This window comes from Gemmatimonadota bacterium, from assembly GCA_016704275.1.
In the GTDB taxonomy this organism is placed as follows: Bacteria; Gemmatimonadota; Gemmatimonadetes; order Gemmatimonadales; family GWC2-71-9; genus Palsa-1233.
Window position 1 is genome coordinate 249,997 of the sequence record JADJAK010000005.1, and the last position, 16,495, is coordinate 266,491.

General features: G+C 68.9%; 14 protein-coding genes. 13 read left to right on the forward strand and 1 reads right to left on the reverse strand.

Annotated elements, in window-relative coordinates:
* Positions 1 to 152: 152 nt before the first annotated feature.
* Positions 153 to 1,448 (forward strand): asparagine--tRNA ligase, encoded by a 1,296-nt coding sequence (asnS, locus tag IPG05_11855; GenBank protein MBK6495772.1) that lies wholly within the window; start codon positions 153 to 155, stop codon positions 1,446 to 1,448.
* Positions 1,449 to 1,488: 40 nt separating this feature from the next.
* Here the strand turns inward: asnS and mazG are convergent, their stop codons facing one another.
* Positions 1,489 to 2,247, reverse strand: coding sequence for a nucleoside triphosphate pyrophosphohydrolase (gene mazG / locus IPG05_11860; GenBank protein ID MBK6495773.1), 759 nt, complete (start codon positions 2,245 to 2,247; stop codon positions 1,489 to 1,491).
* Positions 2,248 to 2,273: 26 nt separating this feature from the next.
* Here mazG and alr point away from each other — a divergent pair, with 26 nt between their 5' ends.
* The 12 genes from alr to IPG05_11920 all read left to right on the forward strand — a co-directional run bounded on the left by alr (position 2,274) and on the right by IPG05_11920 (position 16,449).
* Positions 2,274 to 3,359, forward strand: a complete 1,086-nt coding sequence (gene alr / locus IPG05_11865) for an alanine racemase (protein ID MBK6495774.1) — start codon at positions 2,274 to 2,276, stop codon at positions 3,357 to 3,359.
* Positions 3,356 to 3,604 carry a DUF1844 domain-containing protein gene (locus IPG05_11870; GenBank protein ID MBK6495775.1) on the forward strand — a complete coding sequence of 83 codons (249 nt, stop codon included), beginning with the start codon at positions 3,356 to 3,358 and terminating at the stop codon, positions 3,602 to 3,604. The genes alr and IPG05_11870 overlap by 4 nt, the downstream gene beginning before the upstream one ends.
* Positions 3,601 to 4,764: a phosphopentomutase gene (locus tag IPG05_11875; protein MBK6495776.1), complete on the forward strand. Its 1,164-nt coding sequence runs from the start codon at positions 3,601 to 3,603 to the stop codon at positions 4,762 to 4,764. The genes IPG05_11870 and IPG05_11875 overlap by 4 nt, the downstream gene beginning before the upstream one ends.
* On the forward strand, positions 4,761 to 5,144 hold the full coding sequence (locus tag IPG05_11880; protein ID MBK6495777.1) for a cytidine deaminase: 384 nt from the start codon (positions 4,761 to 4,763) through the stop codon (positions 5,142 to 5,144). The genes IPG05_11875 and IPG05_11880 overlap by 4 nt, the downstream gene beginning before the upstream one ends.
* On the forward strand, positions 5,141 to 6,334 hold the full coding sequence (locus IPG05_11885; protein ID MBK6495778.1) for a hypothetical protein: 1,194 nt from the start codon (positions 5,141 to 5,143) through the stop codon (positions 6,332 to 6,334). Before IPG05_11880 ends, IPG05_11885 begins: the two co-directional genes overlap by 4 nt.
* Before the next feature lie 2 nt (positions 6,335 to 6,336).
* Positions 6,337 to 7,488, forward strand: a complete 1,152-nt coding sequence (locus IPG05_11890) for a hypothetical protein (GenBank protein MBK6495779.1) — start codon at positions 6,337 to 6,339, stop codon at positions 7,486 to 7,488.
* Positions 7,489 to 7,504: 16 nt separating this feature from the next.
* Positions 7,505 to 8,815 (forward strand): tRNA (N6-isopentenyl adenosine(37)-C2)-methylthiotransferase MiaB, encoded by a 1,311-nt coding sequence (miaB, locus tag IPG05_11895; protein ID MBK6495780.1) that lies wholly within the window; start codon positions 7,505 to 7,507, stop codon positions 8,813 to 8,815.
* Complete coding sequence (locus tag IPG05_11900; protein ID MBK6495781.1) at positions 8,812 to 9,096, forward strand: late competence development ComFB family protein; 285 nt, start codon at positions 8,812 to 8,814, stop codon at positions 9,094 to 9,096. The genes miaB and IPG05_11900 overlap by 4 nt, the downstream gene beginning before the upstream one ends.
* Positions 9,097 to 11,274: 2,178 nt before the next feature.
* Positions 11,275 to 12,369, forward strand: coding sequence for a class 1 fructose-bisphosphatase (gene fbp, locus IPG05_11905; GenBank protein ID MBK6495782.1), 1,095 nt, complete (start codon positions 11,275 to 11,277; stop codon positions 12,367 to 12,369).
* Complete coding sequence (locus IPG05_11910; protein ID MBK6495783.1) at positions 12,366 to 13,931, forward strand: methylmalonyl-CoA mutase; 1,566 nt, start codon at positions 12,366 to 12,368, stop codon at positions 13,929 to 13,931. Before fbp ends, IPG05_11910 begins: the two co-directional genes overlap by 4 nt.
* Positions 13,931 to 15,793, forward strand: a complete 1,863-nt coding sequence (locus IPG05_11915; GenBank protein MBK6495784.1) for a serine/threonine protein kinase — start codon at positions 13,931 to 13,933, stop codon at positions 15,791 to 15,793. Before IPG05_11910 ends, IPG05_11915 begins: the two co-directional genes overlap by 1 nt.
* The gene (locus tag IPG05_11920; protein ID MBK6495785.1) at positions 15,793 to 16,449 is read left to right on the forward strand and encodes an esterase; all 657 of its coding nucleotides are present in this window, start codon (positions 15,793 to 15,795) and stop codon (positions 16,447 to 16,449) included. The genes IPG05_11915 and IPG05_11920 overlap by 1 nt, the downstream gene beginning before the upstream one ends.
* Positions 16,450 to 16,495 lie beyond the last annotated feature (46 nt).

A 16,495-nucleotide genomic window follows, 5' to 3' on the forward strand; every position in this document is an offset into this window, starting at 1 on the left:
ACGTTTCACCCAGGAAGCCGTGACCAGTAACCCGTGACCTGTGACCCGTGCCCAGTCGGCGGGCCGCGCGTCCGGGTTACCGGTTACAGGTTACAGGTTACAGGTTACTGGTCACAGGTCACTGACGTCTCTCCCGTTCCCCGGTCCTCCGCATGTCTTTCGTCCGCATCTCCGAGTTGTCCCAGCACGTCGGCGCCGTCGTCTCGGTGCCGGGCTGGGTCGTCACCACCCGTTCGTCGGGCAAGATCGCCTTCTGCGTGATGCGCGATGGTACCGGCAATCTCCAGACGGTCTTCCCGAAGAACGAGGTGGTCGACGGGGCATGGGAGCGCTTCGCGACGCTGACGCAGGAGGCCTGCATCACCGTCACCGGCACCGTGCGCGAGGACGCGCGCGCGCCCGGCGGTTACGAGCTCACGGCGAGCGACGTGGTGGTCACCGCGCCGAGCGTCGAGTATCCGATCTCGCCAAAGGAGCATGGCACCGCCTTCCTCTTCGAGCATCGGCATCTCTGGCTCCGCAGCAAGAAGCAGGTCGCGATTGCGCGCGTGCGCCACGAGATCGAGCAGGCGATCCACGACTTCTACTACGCGCGCGGCTTCATTCGCGTCGACACCCCGATCCTCACCGGCTCGATCGGTGAGCAGGCGGGCGAGCTCTTCGCGACCGAGTACTTCGATCTCGGCCAGGCCTACCTGGCGCAGACCGGCCAGCTCTATGGTGAGGCGGCCGCCGCGGCGCACGGGAAGATCTACACCTTCGGCCCGACCTTCCGCGCCGAGAAGAGCAAGACGCGCCGGCACCTGACCGAATTCTGGATGATCGAGCCGGAAGTCGCCTTCAACGACTCGAACGCCAACATGCAGCTGCAGGAAGACTTCGTCTCGTACCTGGTCGAACGCGCGCTCGAACGCCGCAAGGAAGAGCTCAAGGAATTGGAGCGCGACCTCGCACCCCTGGAAAAGGTGACCGGGCCGTTCCCGCGGATCACCTACAGCGAGGCCATCGCCACGCTGCAGGCCCAGGGCTCCGACATCCAGTGGGGCACCGACCTCGGCGCCGACGACGAGACCGCGCTCGCCAAGGCGTACGACAAGCCGCTCTTCGTGATGAACTATCCGAAGGAAGTGAAGGCGTTCTACATGAAGGAGAATCCGGACGACCCGCGCACGGTCCTCAACAACGACTGCCTCGCCCCGGAAGGCTACGGCGAGATCATCGGCGGGTCAGAGCGGGAAGGGGACTACGACAAGCTGCTGCAGCGGATCAAGGATCAGGGACTCGACCCGGCCTCCTACGGCTGGTACCTCGACCTCCGGAAGTACGGCGGCTTCGTGCACAGCGGCTTCGGCCTCGGCCTCGAGCGCACGGTCGCCTGGATCTGCGGGATTCCGCACATTCGCGAGGCGATCGCGTTTCCGAGGCAGATTCACAGACTCTACCCGTAAGAACAAAAGGGATGATCGATCATCGATGATCGATCATCGATCATCCCTCGTTTCGCTTCACCTCATCCCAAATCACATCCAGTTCCTCCAGCGTCGCGTCGCCGAGCACCACCTGCCGCTCGGCGGCGATCGTCTCGATCGCTTCGAAGCGGCGGCGGAACTTGGCGTTGGCGCGGTCGAGGGCGATCCCCGGTTGGACGCCGGCCTTGCGGGCCAGATTGACGACCGCGAAGAGGAGATCGCCGATCTCGTCGGTCAGCGACGTCGGGTCGTCGGCACCGATCACCAACTCGGCCTCCACTTCGGCAAGCTCCTCGGCGACCTTCTGCAGCGGGCCGCGGGTGTCGGGCCAATCGAAGCCGACCCCGGCGGCGCGCTCCTGCAGCCGGTAGGCCATCAGCAGTTCGGGGAGCGTGGTCGGGAGGCCGCCGAGGGTGCCGCGGCTGGTCGGCCGCTCCCGGGCCTTGAGCGTTTCCCAGCGCTCCCGCTCCCCGAGGTCGAAGAGGTGGGGGTGGCGACGCTGCATCTTGGCGACCAGATCGTCGGCGATGTCGTCCGGGCTAAATTCCCCGGTCTCCGCGCCGAGCACGAGTTGCCAGGCGAGATGGAGCATCAGGTCGGCGACTTCCTCGCGGATGGCGGCGGGCTGGTCGCTGCTGAGGGCGGCCGCGAGTTCGTGCGCTTCCTCGATCAGGTAGGGGCGCAGCGTCTGCCGGGTCTGGACCCGGTCCCAGGGACACCGCTCGCGCAGGTCCGCCACCATCGCCACCGCCCTGCCGAGGGCCGATTCGTCTTGCATCCGTTCTCCGGGAGTCCTAGTCTCCGATGGTGCATAATCCCGTGACCCCCGATACCGCCCGGGCCTGGGTGGACGTCGATCTCGATGCCGTGGTCCGGAACGCCCGCTCGTTTGCGGCGCGCACCGGCGTCCCGATGCTGCCGATGGTCAAGGCCGATGGCTACGGCCTCGGCGCCGTGGCCGTGGCCCGTGCCCTCGCCGAGGTGGAGCCCTGGGGCTACGGCGTGGCGACCATCGACGAGGCGCGCGAACTCCATGTCAACGGGGTTCTCCGGCCGATCCTGATCTGCTCGCCGATGCTACCTGACCTGGCCGAGGCGACTGCCTCGGTGGCCGCGCGTCCGACGATCGGCAACCTCGAGGGGCTCCGCGCCTGGCTCGCGCTCGGCGATCGTCCCTTTCATCTCGAGGTCGATACCGGAATGTCGCGGTCCGGCCTGCGGTGGGACGATGTCACGCAGCTCATGGAAGCGCGTAATCTGCTTGCCTCAGCTGCTGGATGGGAGGGAGTCTATACCCACTTCCACTCGGCCGAGCGGGATGACCTGGCGACCGCCGACCAGTGGCGCCGCTTGCAGCAGGCGATCACCACCCTCGGCCGCCGCCCGCCGCTGGTGCATGCCGCCAACTCGGCCGCCGGGGGTGCCGGTCCGTCCTACGCCGCCGATCTGACCCGGCCAGGCATCCATCTCTATGGCGGGCGCCTCTCCGGGCTCGATGCCGTGCCGGTTGCGGCGGTCCGCGCCCGCGTTGTCGGTGTTCGGCGATTGCCCGCTGGCGGCACCGTCTCCTACGAGGCGACCTGGCGCGCCGCCAATCCGACGACGGTCGCGACGATCGCCATCGGGTACGCGGACGGGATGCATCGCCGCCTCTCGAACGGCGGCGCGGTGGAGTTGTTGGGACAACGGCTTCGGATCGTCGGGCGAGTCACGATGGATCACCTGATGGTCGATGCCGGCGACTTGCCAGTGTCGCTGGGGGATGTGGCGACCCTCTTTGGCGGTCTGGTCTCGCTCGACGAGCAAGCCGCCCTGGGTGGAACGATCGCGTACGAACTACTCACCGGGCTCGGGGCACGCCTCCCGCGCCGCTACCACAGGTCGTCATGAACCAGCACTTCGCCTCTCTCATCCTCGGCCTCGCCGGTCAGGCCAACGCGGCGATGGACGGTCAGCTTCCTCCCGGCGCCGCCGACGCTGGTGCCAACGATGCGCGCCAGTTCGCCAAGGCGTTGATCGACACGCTCGGTGCCCTTGAGGAGCGGACGCGCGGCAATCTCGACGCCGACGAAGCGAAGCTGATGGAACAGGCGCTGACCGCGCTGCGCTTTCGCTTCGCGACGGCCAAGACGTGAGTCGCCGTGCCGCCCTGATCGTACTCGATGGCCTCGGCGTCGGGACCGCGCACGACACCGAGGCGTATGGCGATCTCGGGAGTGCCACGCTCGGCAACGTGATGCGCGCGGCCGGCAATCTCCGGTTGCCGAATCTCGAGGCGCTCGGCTTCGGCGACTGCGGCGACAGCGGCATCGCGAAGGTGGCCACGCCGACGGCCGCGCGCGGCGTGGCGCAACCGAACAGTGCCGGGAAGGACAGCACCACCGGCCACTGGGAACTGTGTGGCGTGCAGCTGCCCGTGCCGTTCCCAACCTATCCGCACGGCTTTCCGGCGGAGTTGCTCGCCGAGTTTTCCGCGCAGACGGGCCGTGGCGTCCTCGGCAACCGCCCAGCCTCCGGGACGGTCATCCTCGATGAGCTCGGCGCGGAGCACGTCGCCTCGGGCCATTGGATCGTGTACACCTCGGCGGACTCGGTCTTCCAGGTCGCGGCCCACGAAGAGGTGGTGCCGCTCACCGAACTCTATGCCGCCTGCCAGATCGCCCGGGAGCTCTTGGTCGACCCCCATGGCGTCTCCCGGGTCATCGCCCGGCCGTTCCGGGGGACCCCGGGGGCATGGCAGCGGACCGCGAATCGGAAGGACTTCTCGCGGCAGCCAACCGGGCCCACCCTCCTCGACCGCCTGGCTGAGGCGCACCTGCCGGTGGTCGGGGTGGGGAAGGTGGACGATCTCTTCGCAGGGCGGGGGATCACCTCGATCCACACCCCCACAAACGCGGACGCCTATGCCCTGATCGAAGGGGGCCTCCTGGCCATGCGCCGGGGGCTGCTCTTCGCCAACGTGATCGAGTTCGACCAGAGCTGGGGTCATCGGAACGACGTGGCAGGGTTTCAAAAGGGCCTGATCGAGCTGGATCGGTGGATTCCCCGGCTCCTGAAGCAGGTTCGGGAGGAGGATCTGATTATCTTCACCGCCGACCACGGGAACGACCCCACCACCCCGTCGACCGACCATGCGCGGGAGTGCGTGCCGGTGCTGGCGCTGGGTCCGCGGGTGCGTCCGGTGGCGCTGGGTGAGCTGGGGACCTTCGCCGATGTGGGGCAGACCATCGCGGAGTTTCTGGGGGTGCGCCCCCTCGAGGCCGGCACGTCCTTCCTGGAGCGTGTGTGGAGCTGACGGAGCTGCGGGCAGCGGCCGAGGGAGGGCGGGAGCGGGCGTACGCGCCATACTCCGGCTTCCATGTCGGGGCAGCGCTCGAAACCGCCGACGGGGCAATCTTCGTCGGGGCGAATGTCGAAAACGCATCGTACGGGCTGACCATCTGCGCCGAACGCAGCGCGATGGCGGCGGCGGTCTCGTCGGGAGCACGGAAGTTCGTGCGGTTGCTGCTGGTGAGCGACGCCCCGCACCCGATCGCCCCCTGCGGGGCCTGTCGTCAGGTGCTGGCCGAGTTCGGGCCGGCCCTATCCGTCATCAGTTGTGCTGGAGCCGAGACCAAGGAGTGGACCATTCGCGACCTGTTGCCTGCCGCCTTCACCGGGGACGTGCTCGAGTGACCTCACGCCTCCTCTCCCTGGCGGCGGTGGCCCTGCTGGCCACGGCCTGCACCGAGAAGCTCACCACGCCAGTGAACTGCCCCAATCTCTGTCCCGGTGGCATCGCGGATTTCCGCGACACCATTCTGACGGCCACGGTCGGGCTGGATACCTCCTACTCCGGCTATGTGGGCGAATCGTCGTTGCTCTCGTTGCTGGTGGCGAACGGCGGCGCCTACGGCGTCTCGCGCGGCCTCATCGCCTTCCAGTCGCGCGGGGACTCGGTGTTCGTCAAGGACACCGCTCGCGCCTTCACGGTCGATTCCGCCGCCGTCTCGCTCTACCTGCAGGCGAGTGACAGCACGGTCGTGAGCGGAGCGGTCGAGTTGTATCGCCTCCCGCTCTCCATCGATTCCTCGACGTCGATCGGTGCGATCGATGCCGCGATGACCCCCGACAAGCTCCTGGCTGAGTTCGAGTTGAACTCCGCGCTCCGGACGGGGGCGATGCGCGTTGTCCTTTCCGGCGCGACGCTCGCCAAGGTGGACTTCACACCCGCCGACAGCGGCCGGCTGCAGGTTGGTGTGCGCGTGCGCTCGACCAACGCCACCGGCATTCGCGTCGGTACGTCGGCGTCCGGCAATCAGGGCCCGGTGGTGACCTGGTACACTCGGGTCGATGTCGCCGACACCACGCTCCGGAGTCAGATCTTCACCCGCTTGCCGTCGACCAACTTCACCGTGCGGAGCGGTATCTCGGCCCCGACCCCGGGGTTGCTGGCCGTCGGCGGCTACCCGGTGGCACGGAGCTTCATCCGCTTTGCGCTGCCTCCGGCATTGCGCGACTCGGTCACCATCATCCGGGCGACGCTGCAGCTCACGGCGGATCAACCGATGTTCGGCATCCCGGCCGACACGGCCACGATCCTGGCGCGCCCGGTGCTCGCGTTGCTTGGGCCGAAGTCCCCGGTCGCCGCGGATCTCTTCATTGGGCAATTCCTGCTGACGGGCCAGACGGAGGTGACCCTCGAGGTCGCGTCGTTGGTGCGGCTCTGGCAGGGAACCGACGCGTTGCCGTCGGTGTTGCGCCTCGAGATCGGTGAGGAGGGCGCGACCTTTCTCGCGCCGGCGTTCCGTTCGTCGCGGTCGGTCAGTGGCGCACCGACGCTTCGCATCACCTATCGGCGCAGCTTCGCCTTCGAGGGCTTCTGACGATGCGTGGTCATTCGCTGCTGCTCGTCGCTTCCGTGGCCCTCGTCGCCACGCCGCTGGCGGCCCAGTCGTCGGAGTTCGGCGTTCGCGGGCTCGGTCTGCCCGGACGGTCGTCGTCCGCGCGCGTCCTCGGCGGCGGTGGGGCGCTCGGGCTCTTTGATGGTGAGTCAAGCCTCAACCCGGCCTCGCTCTCGACCCTCTCGTTGACGACCGCCGTCTTCACGATGTCGAACAGTGCGCGGACCTCGGTCAATCCGGCGGGCACGGCGAGCGGGCGCGACACGCGCTTCCCGCAGGTGCTCATCGGCGGACCGATTCCGAAGACACGGTTCGTCGTGGGCGTCTCCTATTCGATGTTCACCGACCGCGACTTCACCTTGGTGTCGGTCGGTCAGGCGTCGCCGCGCGGAATCCCGGTCGGCGTGACCGACACGCTGACGTCGCGGGGCGGCATCGCGGATCTCCGGATTGCCGTAGGGTATGCCCTGTCACCGAAGCTCAGTGTCGGTGGTGGGCTGCATTTCCTGACCGGCTCGAACCGGATGTCGGCGCGTCGGGTCTGGGATGATCCCGACTACGCGGCACTCGAAGAGAAGGCCGAGCTCTCCTATCAGGCGATCGGGCTGTCGGCCGGCTTCCTCCTGCAGCCGACGTCACGGATCGCCGTGGCCGGTTCGATTCGTCGGGACGGTCGGATGACCATCCACCGGGACTCCACGCCGAGTGGCGAAGTCTCGATGCCGATGCAGCTCACGGGGGGCGTGCGCCTGCAACTGTCGCGACGCCTCGTGGTGGCCGGTCAGGCGATGGTGCGCGACTGGTCCCGCGCCGACAGCGGCCTCGTGGCGGCCGGCGCGATCGGCGCCCGGGACACCCGCGAATTTTCCGGCGGCGTGGAGCTCTACTCGAACCTGCGCCGTCCGACGAACAAGCCGCTCCGGCTTGGCGTGCGCTATGCCGACCTCCCCTTCCTCACCAGCGCGAACGGGACGCCGAGTGAGTTCGGCGTCTCGATCGGCAGCGGGGTCCGCTTCGCGCGGGACCTGGGCGGCATCGACCTCGCGCTGGAGCGGGTCCGTCGGAAGCAGGGCGCGAACTACACCGAGACCGGGTGGCAGTTCACCCTTGGCATTTCCGTCCGGCCGGGCACCTGAGCCGGACGCCGCGCCCATGAAGCAGGTGTGGATCGAGACCTACGGCTGCCAGATGAACGTGGCGGACACTGAGCTGATGTTCGGTGTCCTCGCGCGTGAGGGCTATGTCCAGGCGACCCAGCCCGAGGGCGCCGACGTCATGCTGGTCAACACCTGTGCCGTGCGCGACAACGCCGAGCAGCGGGTCATTGGCCGGGTCGGGGAGCTCCAGCGGCACAAGCACCCCGGGGTGATCCTCGGGGTGGTGGGCTGCATGGCGCAGCGCCTCGGACCGATCCTTCTGGAACAGGTGCCCGCGGTGGACCTCGTGGTCGGCCCGGACGCGTACCGGAACCTCCCGGAGTTGCTGAGCCACGCGGCGGCCGGTCAGCGGCGGGCCGATGTGGAGTACCGTGGGTGGGAGCATTACGAGGATATCCCGCAGGTCCGTGAGCCCGGCCCGACGGCCTATGTGACCGTGCAGCGAGGCTGCGACTACCGCTGCACCTTCTGCATCGTGCCGACGACGCGCGGCCCCGAGCGGAGCCGCCAGCTGGCCGACGTGGTGTCCGAAGTACAGCGGTTGGCGGGCGAGGGCGTGTCCGAGGTGACGTTGCTCGGGCAGACCGTCAACTCGTACCACGACGGCACTCGGGACTTCGCCGATCTGCTCCGGGCTATCGGAGCGGTGGACGGCATTCGCCGGCTGCGCTTCACGTCGCCGTACCCGACCGACTTCACGCCGCGCGTGATCGAGGCGATGGCGACGACCCCGGCCGTCTGCGAGCATGTGCACCTGCCGGTGCAGAGTGGCTCGAACGCGACGCTGAAGCGGATGCTGCGCCGCTACACGCGGGAGCGCTATCTGGAAGTCGTCGGCGAGCTGCGTGCCGCGATCCCGACGATCACCTTCTCGACCGACATCATCGTCGGCTTCCCGGGTGAGCGCGAGGAAGATTTTGCGGAGACGCTGTCGATCGTGGAAGAGGCCGGCTTCGACGACGCCTACACCTTCAAGTATTCGGTGCGCGAAGGGACGCCGGCGGAGAAGATCAAGGACCACGTCCCCGATGCGGTGGCCTCGGAACGGCTCGACCGATTGATCGCCACCGCGCGCGCACAGACGCGCCGTCGCAACGCCGGGCGCGTCGGCGAGCGGCACGAGGTCCTGGTGGAGCGGCCTGCAAAGCGCGGCGACCTGATGCTCGGCCGCACGCGCCACAACGCGATGGTCCTGGTGGATCTGCCGGTCTCCTCGATCGGGACGTACCACCAGGTACGACTCACCGGCACGACGGGCTCCACCTTCACGGCGGCGCTCGCCCAACCTGCTCTGGCGGTGCTATGATCCTGAACGTGATGGAACACCACGTGCACGAAGCCTACGATCGCCTCAAGGGGCTGGTCCCCGGCTTCCTCGATACCCCGAATCACCGGGAGGACGTGGTCGTCTTTGCGCTCAACCGGCTGCAGCCGAAGTACGTCGTGACCTCCGCTGGCAAGGCGGTGACTGAGGTCGCGCTCGACACGGCGCAGCATCGGACGACGATCGAGGTGCAGGTCATCGAGGCGCTGCGTCAGGTGGCCCGCGTCCCGCGCGAACGACCGGTGACCGCCAGCCCGGGATGAGCCCGCCGCGCGGTGCCCTCCTCCTGCTGTTCGCCTTCGGGGCCGGTCTGGTGACCGGCCTCGCTCGTTTTTCCGACCCTCGTCTCGTTGTCATGGTCCTCGCGGTGGCGGCGTACATCCTCCGCCGCGGGCAGGGGGCGGTCGTTGCGCTCGCGGTACTGGGGGGTGTCCTCGCGGCACAGGGCGAGCTGGCGGCCCGACCGGCTCGCTGCGTGGCGCAACTGCCCTTGGGTGAATCGCGGTTGGTCCTCCGACTGATCGATCCGGGGAAGGGGAGCGGCCGCGTGGAGCTCCCTGGACGCTGCCGTGGCGAGGTGATGGCTCGATGGCCGCGGAACAGCGCGCCTCGCGCGGGAGAGTTCGTCGCGGTCACCGCGCGGTGGTTGCCGCGTCAGCAGCCGCTCGGCTTCGGCGGTGGCCTGTTGGTGGTTCGGCGCATCGAGCGTCGCTGGGGCCAACCCGGCGTGCTGGCAGCCGCGCGCAACTGGATTGCCGCGACGACCGAGGCGCTGTATGGCTCGAGGGCGCCGATGGTGGAGGCACTGCTCGTGGGCTGGCGCGGCGAGATCGATCAGGAAGTCCAGCAGGCGTTCACCGCCGCCGGGCTGGTGCACATCCTCGCCATCTCCGGATTCCACGTCGGATTGCTCGCGGGCTGGGTGCTGTTGGCGCTCCACCTCCTCGGCGTTCGGCGACACCCGGCCGAGTTCGTGGCCGCCGCCGTGGCCGTGGGCTATGCCGCGTTCCTGGGTTGGCCGGCACCGGCCGCGCGCGCCGCGCTCCTTGGCGTCATGCTGGCGTGGTGCCGATGGCGTCAGCGGCAGGTGGCGCCAAGTGCCCTCTTGGCGCTCAGTGCCTTCCTCGTCCTGGTGCTCGACCCTGCCGCCCTCATCTCGGTCGGGGCGTGGCTCTCGGTAACGGCGCTGCTCGGCGTGACGGTCGCGACCCGGTGGAGCGATCGCGCCATCTCGGAGCATCCCCTGGTGCGCTCGCTGGTCGGATCGATCGGGGCGATGCTCACCACCGCGCCGCTCACCGCCATGGTCTTCGGCCAGGTCGCGCCGATCAGCATTCTCTTGAATCTCGTGGCGGTGCCGCTGGCGGCCCTCCTGGTTCCGGCGCTGCTTGCGTCGCTGGTCCTGCAGCCGTTCCTGCCCGCGATGGCCGCCGCGTTCGCCGCCTCGGGTGGGGTGCTGCTCGCGGCACTGCAATGGGTTGCCGCGGTGGGCTCGAATGCCCCCGGCGCGGGCGTGGCGGGCGCTGCGGGCGTCAGGGCCGCGCTGCCGTGGCTCGTGGCGATGGGCTTGGCGGCGTGGGCGGTGGCGGGGCGGGCGACGGCACGGGAGGCCGGGCGCCGTCTCGCGTGGGGAGGGGTTGCCGCGATGTGGATAACGCTCCTCTCGGGGATCGGCGGTCCACGGGCCATCGGAGACGGCCATCTCGCGTTAGTTTTCGTGGATGTGGGGCAGGGCGATGCCGCGCTGATTCGCACCCCGGCGGGGCACTGGATCCTGGTCGACGCGGGCCCCGCCGACGCTCGCTGGAATGCCGGGACGAAGGTGCTGGTGCCGCTGCTCCGCCGTCTCCGCATCACGCGACTCGAGGCAATCCTTCTCTCCCACGCCCATCGGGATCACGTCGGCGGGGCGGCCGCAGTCACCGACGCGGTGCCGGTCGGGGTCGCACTGGATCCGGGAGAGTCATTCGAGGAAGCGGCCTATTTCGGCTGGCTCGAAACGATCGCTCGCCGCGGTGTTCGCTGGCATCCGGTGGTCGCGGGGGAGCAGTTCCAGCTGGACGGGGTCACCTTCCGGCTGGTGCATCCGCCGCGAGTCTGGGCCAGCGCCGGCGAGGACCTCAATGAGGATTCCGCCGTCCTCGAGGTCCGTTGGCGCGACTTTCGGGCGCTGCTGATGGGGGACGCCGGCATCGTCGCCGAGCGCGCCTTCGCCGGGACCGTCGACGCGGTGGACGTCCTGAAAGTGGGGCATCACGGCTCCCGGACCGCCTCGTCGGCCGACTTTCTTGCCGAGGCTCGTCCGCAGGTCGCCGTGGTGAGCGTGGGCCAGAACCGCTATGGCCACCCCACCCCCGAGGCGATGAGCCGGCTGCAGCACGCCGGGGCACGGATCTGGCGGACCGACCGGGAAGGCCACATCACCGTCGAGACCGACGGCCATGAATTCACCGTGCGGGGTGCTTCGGCTCCCGCGACGTACACCGCCGGCCGTCGCGCCGGCCCCAGGAGACGCCGTGCTCCCAAATACCCAGGTCACCACCCTCGAGCGCTTCATCCTCGATCAGGAGCGTGAGCACCCCGATGCCACCGGGGAACTCACCAATCTCCTCTACGACGTTGCCCTGGCGGCCAAGCTGATCGGCGCGCAAATCCGCCGTGCCGGACTGGTGAACATCCTCGGTGCCGCCGGCTCGATCAATGTGCAGGACGAGGAGCAGCAGAAGCTCGACGTCTATGCCAACGAGACGATGAAGAATGCGCTCAACCATACCGGGCGCGTCTGCGCGATGGCCTCGGAGGAAGACGAGGAGTTGATCGCCATTCCGGATGGCGTTCCCGCCGGCAAGTATGCGGTGCTCTTCGATCCGCTCGACGGCTCCGCCAACATCGACGTCAACGCCGCCGTGGGAACGATCTTCTCGATCTATCGCCGGGTGACCACCTCCGGGCCGGGGCAACTCTGCGACGTGCTGCAGCCGGGCAACAAGATCGTGGCTGCCGGCTACGTCATGTATGGCTCAAGCGTGATGATGGTCTACTCGGCGGGGCATGGCGTGCACGGCTTCACCTACGACCCGACGATCGGCGAGTTCCTGCTCTCGCATGCCGACATCACCACCCCGCGGACGGGCAAGTACTACAGCGTCAACGAGTCGAACTTTCCCCGGTGGTCGAAGGGTGTGCAGCGCGCGGTGCGTGGCTTCAAGGGCGACGATCCGGCCCGGCTCAAAGGGAAGAACTCCCGCTACATCGGCGCCCTCGTCGCCGACTTCCATCGCAACCTGATCGCCGGCGGCATCTTCCTCTATCCGGGCGACACCAAGAATCCCAACGGCAAGCTGCGGCTGCTGTACGAGTGCGCGCCGATGGCGTTCCTCGCCGAGGCGGCCGGTGGCGCTGCGAGCGATGGTCGGCGGCGGATCCTCGACATCGTGCCGACGGCGCTGCATGAACGCATCCCGCTCGTGATTGGGGGCGCCGCGGACGTCGAGTATGTCAACATGGTCGTCGCCGAGGCCGAGGGCATCGCGTGACCGATCGGCTCCGCGTGGAGGCGCCGCTGGTGGCGCGACCGGCCGATTGGACTGGTGATCCGGTGCAGGACGTGGGTGAGCCAGGGAAATTCCCGTTCACGCGCGGCGTCTACGGTGAGATGTACACCAAGCGGCCCTGGACCATGCGGCAGTACGCCGGCTTCGGCACCGCCTCGGCCACGAACCTCCGCTTCCGCGCGTTGCTCGATGCCGGTCAGACCGGACTCTCGACGGCGTTCGACCTCCCGACGCAGATGGGCTACGACTCCGACCATCCGATGGCGATGGGCGAGGTGGGCCGCGTCGGCGTGGCGATCGACACCGTCGAGGACCTGAAGCTCCTCTTCGCCGAGATCCCGCTCGATCGTGTCACGACGTCGATGACGATCAACGCCACGGCGGCGATCCTCCTGGCGATGTACATCGTCGTCGGCGAGGAGCAGGGCGTCACGCGCGCGCAGCTCGGCGGCACGATCCAGAACGACATCCTCAAGGAGTACATCGCGCGCGGGACGTACATCTACCCGGCCGAACCGTCGCTCCGCTTGATCACCGACATCTTTCGCTACGTCGCCGACGAGCGGATGAACTTCAACCCGATCTCGATCTCCGGCTACCACATGCGCGAGGCCGGCGCGACGGCGGTACAGGAAGTCGCCTTCACGCTGAGCAACGCCCTGGAGTACGTCCGTCGCGGCATCGCGGCCGGCGTGCCACTCTCGGCGTTCGGACCGCGGCTGTCGTTCTTCTTTGCGGCGCACAACGATCTCTTCGAAGAGATCGCCAAGTTCCGTGCGGCACGGCGCCTCTTTGCGCGGCTCATGCGCGAGCGCTTCGGCGCCGACGATCAATCGGCCCGGCTCCGCTTCCACACCCAGACCGGCGGCGTCACGCTGCAGGCGCAGCAGCCGCTGAACAACATCGTCCGCGTGACGGTGCAGGGGCTGGCCGCCGTGCTCGGCGGGACGCAGTCGCTGCACACCAATGGCTACGACGAGGCGCTGGCCTTGCCGACGCGGGAGTCGGCGACCCTTGCGCTGCGCACCCAGCAGATCCTCGCCTTCGAGAGCGGGATGACCGGCAGCGTCGATCCGCTCGCCGGCAGCTGGTATGTCGAGGGGCTTACCGACCGGATCGAGGCCGAGGCGCGCGCCTTGATCGAGCAGGTGGACGAACTCGGTGGCGCGGCGGTGGCGGTCGAGCAGGGCTACTTCCAGGAGGCGATCGCCGAGAGCGCCTGGGCACAGCAGCAGGCGCAAGAATCCGGCGAGCAGACGGTGGTCGGCGTGAACCGCTTCACCGATGACTCGGCCCCGCCGGTCATCCCGACGCCCGACTTCGGTGCACTCGCGGCGGAGCAAGGCGCCAAGCTCGCTGCCGTCAAGGCGGCGCGTGATGCGGCGGCCGTGCAGTCCGCGCTCGCCGAGGTGGCGCATGTGGCCGGCACGACTGACTCGCTGATGCCCCCGATCATCGCGGCGGTGCGGGCCCGCGCGTCGATCGGTGAGATCAGCGACGCGCTCCGCGGCGTCTGGGGTGTCTACCGGCCCGGGCACGGCTGATGGCCGACCTGGCCACCGAGCTGCAGCAGGCGCTCGGCGACGACTACGTTCTCGATCGGGAGCTGGGGCGCGGCGGGATGGGCGCCGTCTGGCTCGCGCGCGACGCGCACCTGCATCGGTCGGTGGCGATCAAGGTGCTGCCGCCCGAGCTCGCGGCGCATCACGACCTCCGCGAGCGCTTCCTCCGCGAGACGCGGATGGCGGCGTCGTTCTCGCACCCGCACATCGTCCCGGTGCACGCCGTCGAAGAACGCGGCGGGATGCTCGCCTTCGTCATGGGCTTCGTCGACGGCGAGTCGCTCGGTGCGCGTGTCCGGCGCGCCGGCCCTGTTCCGGTGCAGGAGGCGGTGCGGCTGCTGCAGGAAGTGGCGTGGGCCCTGTCGTATGCGCACGGACGCGGGGTGGTCCATCGCGACGTCAAGCCCGACAACATCCTGATCGAGCGTGCCACGCAGCGCGCGCTGGTCACCGACTTCGGCATCGCGCGTAGCACCACCGCGGCCCCAGCCGATGGGCTCACGCGCGTCGGCGAAGTCGTCGGCACGCCGCACTTCATGAGCCCGGAGCAGGCAGCCGGTGACGTCCTCGATGGCCGCAGCGACCTCTACTCCCTCGGCATCGTCGGCTTCTTTGCCCTGACTGGGCGGCTGCCGTTCGAGGGATCGACACCGACCTCGTTGCTCGCGATGCACCTGACGCAGGCGCCGCCCTCCGTGGGTGCCTTCCGCCCCGATGCGCCGGCCGAGCTGGTCGAGGCGATCGATCGCTGCCTCGCCAAGGCTCCGGAGGATCGCTGGCCCGACGGCGAGTCGCTTGCCGCGGCCCTCGACGGGATGCGCCGCACCGCACCGGAAGTCGCGCCGCAGGTCCGCGTCTTCCTGCAGCGCTTCGGCGCCTCGGTCTTTGCCATCGGTGCGCTGACCATGGTGACGGTTCTCGTCGTGGACCGCGCCAGCAACGCCCGCAACGACGGCGACATCTTCCTCGTCGGCGTGGTCACCCTCGCGGCAGTCTGGGGCCTCGTCGTGCAGGCGGGGGGCCGCGTCCGGATGCTGCTCCGCCAGGGCTTCCGCTATCGCGACGTCTACGCCGCCTCCGGGGCGCTGATCGCCGAGGAGACGCTCACCCGCGACGCCATCCGCTCGATGCCCGACGAAATGCAGCGCCGAAAGCGCCGCATCCAGATCGCGATCTTCTCGCTGGCGTGGGCTCCGGTGGCGACCTGGCTGGTCCGCACGTATATGCGATTCCGTCCGGTCGACCGGCCATTGATGTGGCAGGTCACCATGCCTGGCCTCGTGATCGCTCTGTCGGCCGCGATCGCCTTCGGCCTCGGCGTCACCATGCTCGCCTCCGATCCGCTGAAGCCGAATCCGTTCCTGAAGCTGCAGGGGCTCTTCTGGCGCGGCCCGCTTGGTCGCCTCGTCTTCCGGATCGCCGGCTATCGGATGCCCGGTGGCGGCGACGTCACCCTCGGCTCGACCGGGGCGGCAGGCTCGGCCCGCGTGACCGGTGCCGGACATGCCACCGCTCTCGCGGCGCTGCCCAAGGCGCTCCGGCAGGGGCTCGGTGACGCTGCGCCGCGAATGGCGAAGCTCGCCGAGGAACTCCCGGCGCTGCGGCAGCGGGAGAATGACCTGGTGGCGGCGATCGCCGAGGCCGGTGAGGGTGCTGGCAAGGCGGAGGGCGCCGTGGCGGCGCGCCGTGAGGAGCTCCGTCAGGAACTCGCCACCCACCTCGAGGCGACCCGCCAGCGGCAGGTGCAGATCAGCGACGCCCTCGAGCTCGCCCGCCTCGAGCTGGTCCGCCTCCGGACCGGCCTCGGTTCGGCCGACGCCGTTCGCCGCGCGCTGGAGCTCTAGTGCCCCCCGAATACCGCTCGCTCGTTGTCCCCAGGCACGCGCGTATTGGCGTGGTGGGCGACCCGGCCACCGCCACCGAGGCGTGGCTGATCCTCCACGGCTACGGGATGATGGCGCAGGGCATCCTGCACTGGTTCGAGGCCGCCGAGCGGCCCGGACGCGTCCTGGTGGCGCCTGAGGGGCTCTCTCGCTTCTACCAGGAGCGGAATGGTATCCGGACAGTGGGCGCGTCGTGGATGACACGGGAGGACCGCGACCACGAGTTGGAGGATCAGCAGGGGTACCTGGACCGGGTGGTCGAGGAGGTCATCGGCCAGATTCCTCGGCTCGAGGTCCACGGCTTCTCGCAGGGCGTGGCGGCGGCGAGTCGGTGGGTGGCCCGAGGCGTTCGGCCCGTGGCTCGGCTGGTCTGCTGGGGCGGGACAGTCGCCCCCGAGGTCGATCCGCTGGCGCTCAGCCGAGCGGTGCAGGGGGCCCCGATCGAGATGATTGTGGGAAACCGCGACAAGTGGGTGGCACCTGAAGCGGTCGCCGCGGATGTGGATAAGCTGGTTGCTGCGGGGTGTCCGGCGCGGCTGCATGGCTTCGATGGAGGGCACCGTGTGGACAACGGAGTGCTTGCTCATCTGGAGCTGCTGGCCGTGCCGCGACTGTGAGATGACTTGATATCTGTTCAGCAACGAGATCAGGAATAGTGAGTTA

Excerpts from the sequence above, each read along its gene's own strand:
- asnS (MBK6495772.1), top strand. The coding sequence starts at position 153 with ATGTCTTTCGTCCGCATCTCCGAGTTGTCCCAGCACGTCGGCGCCGTC.
- mazG (MBK6495773.1), bottom strand. The coding sequence starts at position 2,247 with ATGCAAGACGAATCGGCCCTCGGCAGGGCGGTGGCGATGGTGGCGGAC.
- alr (MBK6495774.1), top strand. The coding sequence starts at position 2,274 with ATGGTGCATAATCCCGTGACCCCCGATACCGCCCGGGCCTGGGTGGAC.
- IPG05_11870 (MBK6495775.1), top strand. The coding sequence starts at position 3,356 with ATGAACCAGCACTTCGCCTCTCTCATCCTCGGCCTCGCCGGTCAGGCC.
- IPG05_11890 (MBK6495779.1), top strand. The coding sequence starts at position 6,337 with ATGCGTGGTCATTCGCTGCTGCTCGTCGCTTCCGTGGCCCTCGTCGCC.
- miaB (MBK6495780.1), top strand. The coding sequence starts at position 7,505 with ATGAAGCAGGTGTGGATCGAGACCTACGGCTGCCAGATGAACGTGGCG.
- IPG05_11900 (MBK6495781.1), top strand. The coding sequence starts at position 8,812 with ATGATCCTGAACGTGATGGAACACCACGTGCACGAAGCCTACGATCGC.
- fbp (MBK6495782.1), top strand. The coding sequence starts at position 11,275 with ATGAATTCACCGTGCGGGGTGCTTCGGCTCCCGCGACGTACACCGCCG.
- IPG05_11915 (MBK6495784.1), top strand. The coding sequence starts at position 13,931 with ATGGCCGACCTGGCCACCGAGCTGCAGCAGGCGCTCGGCGACGACTAC.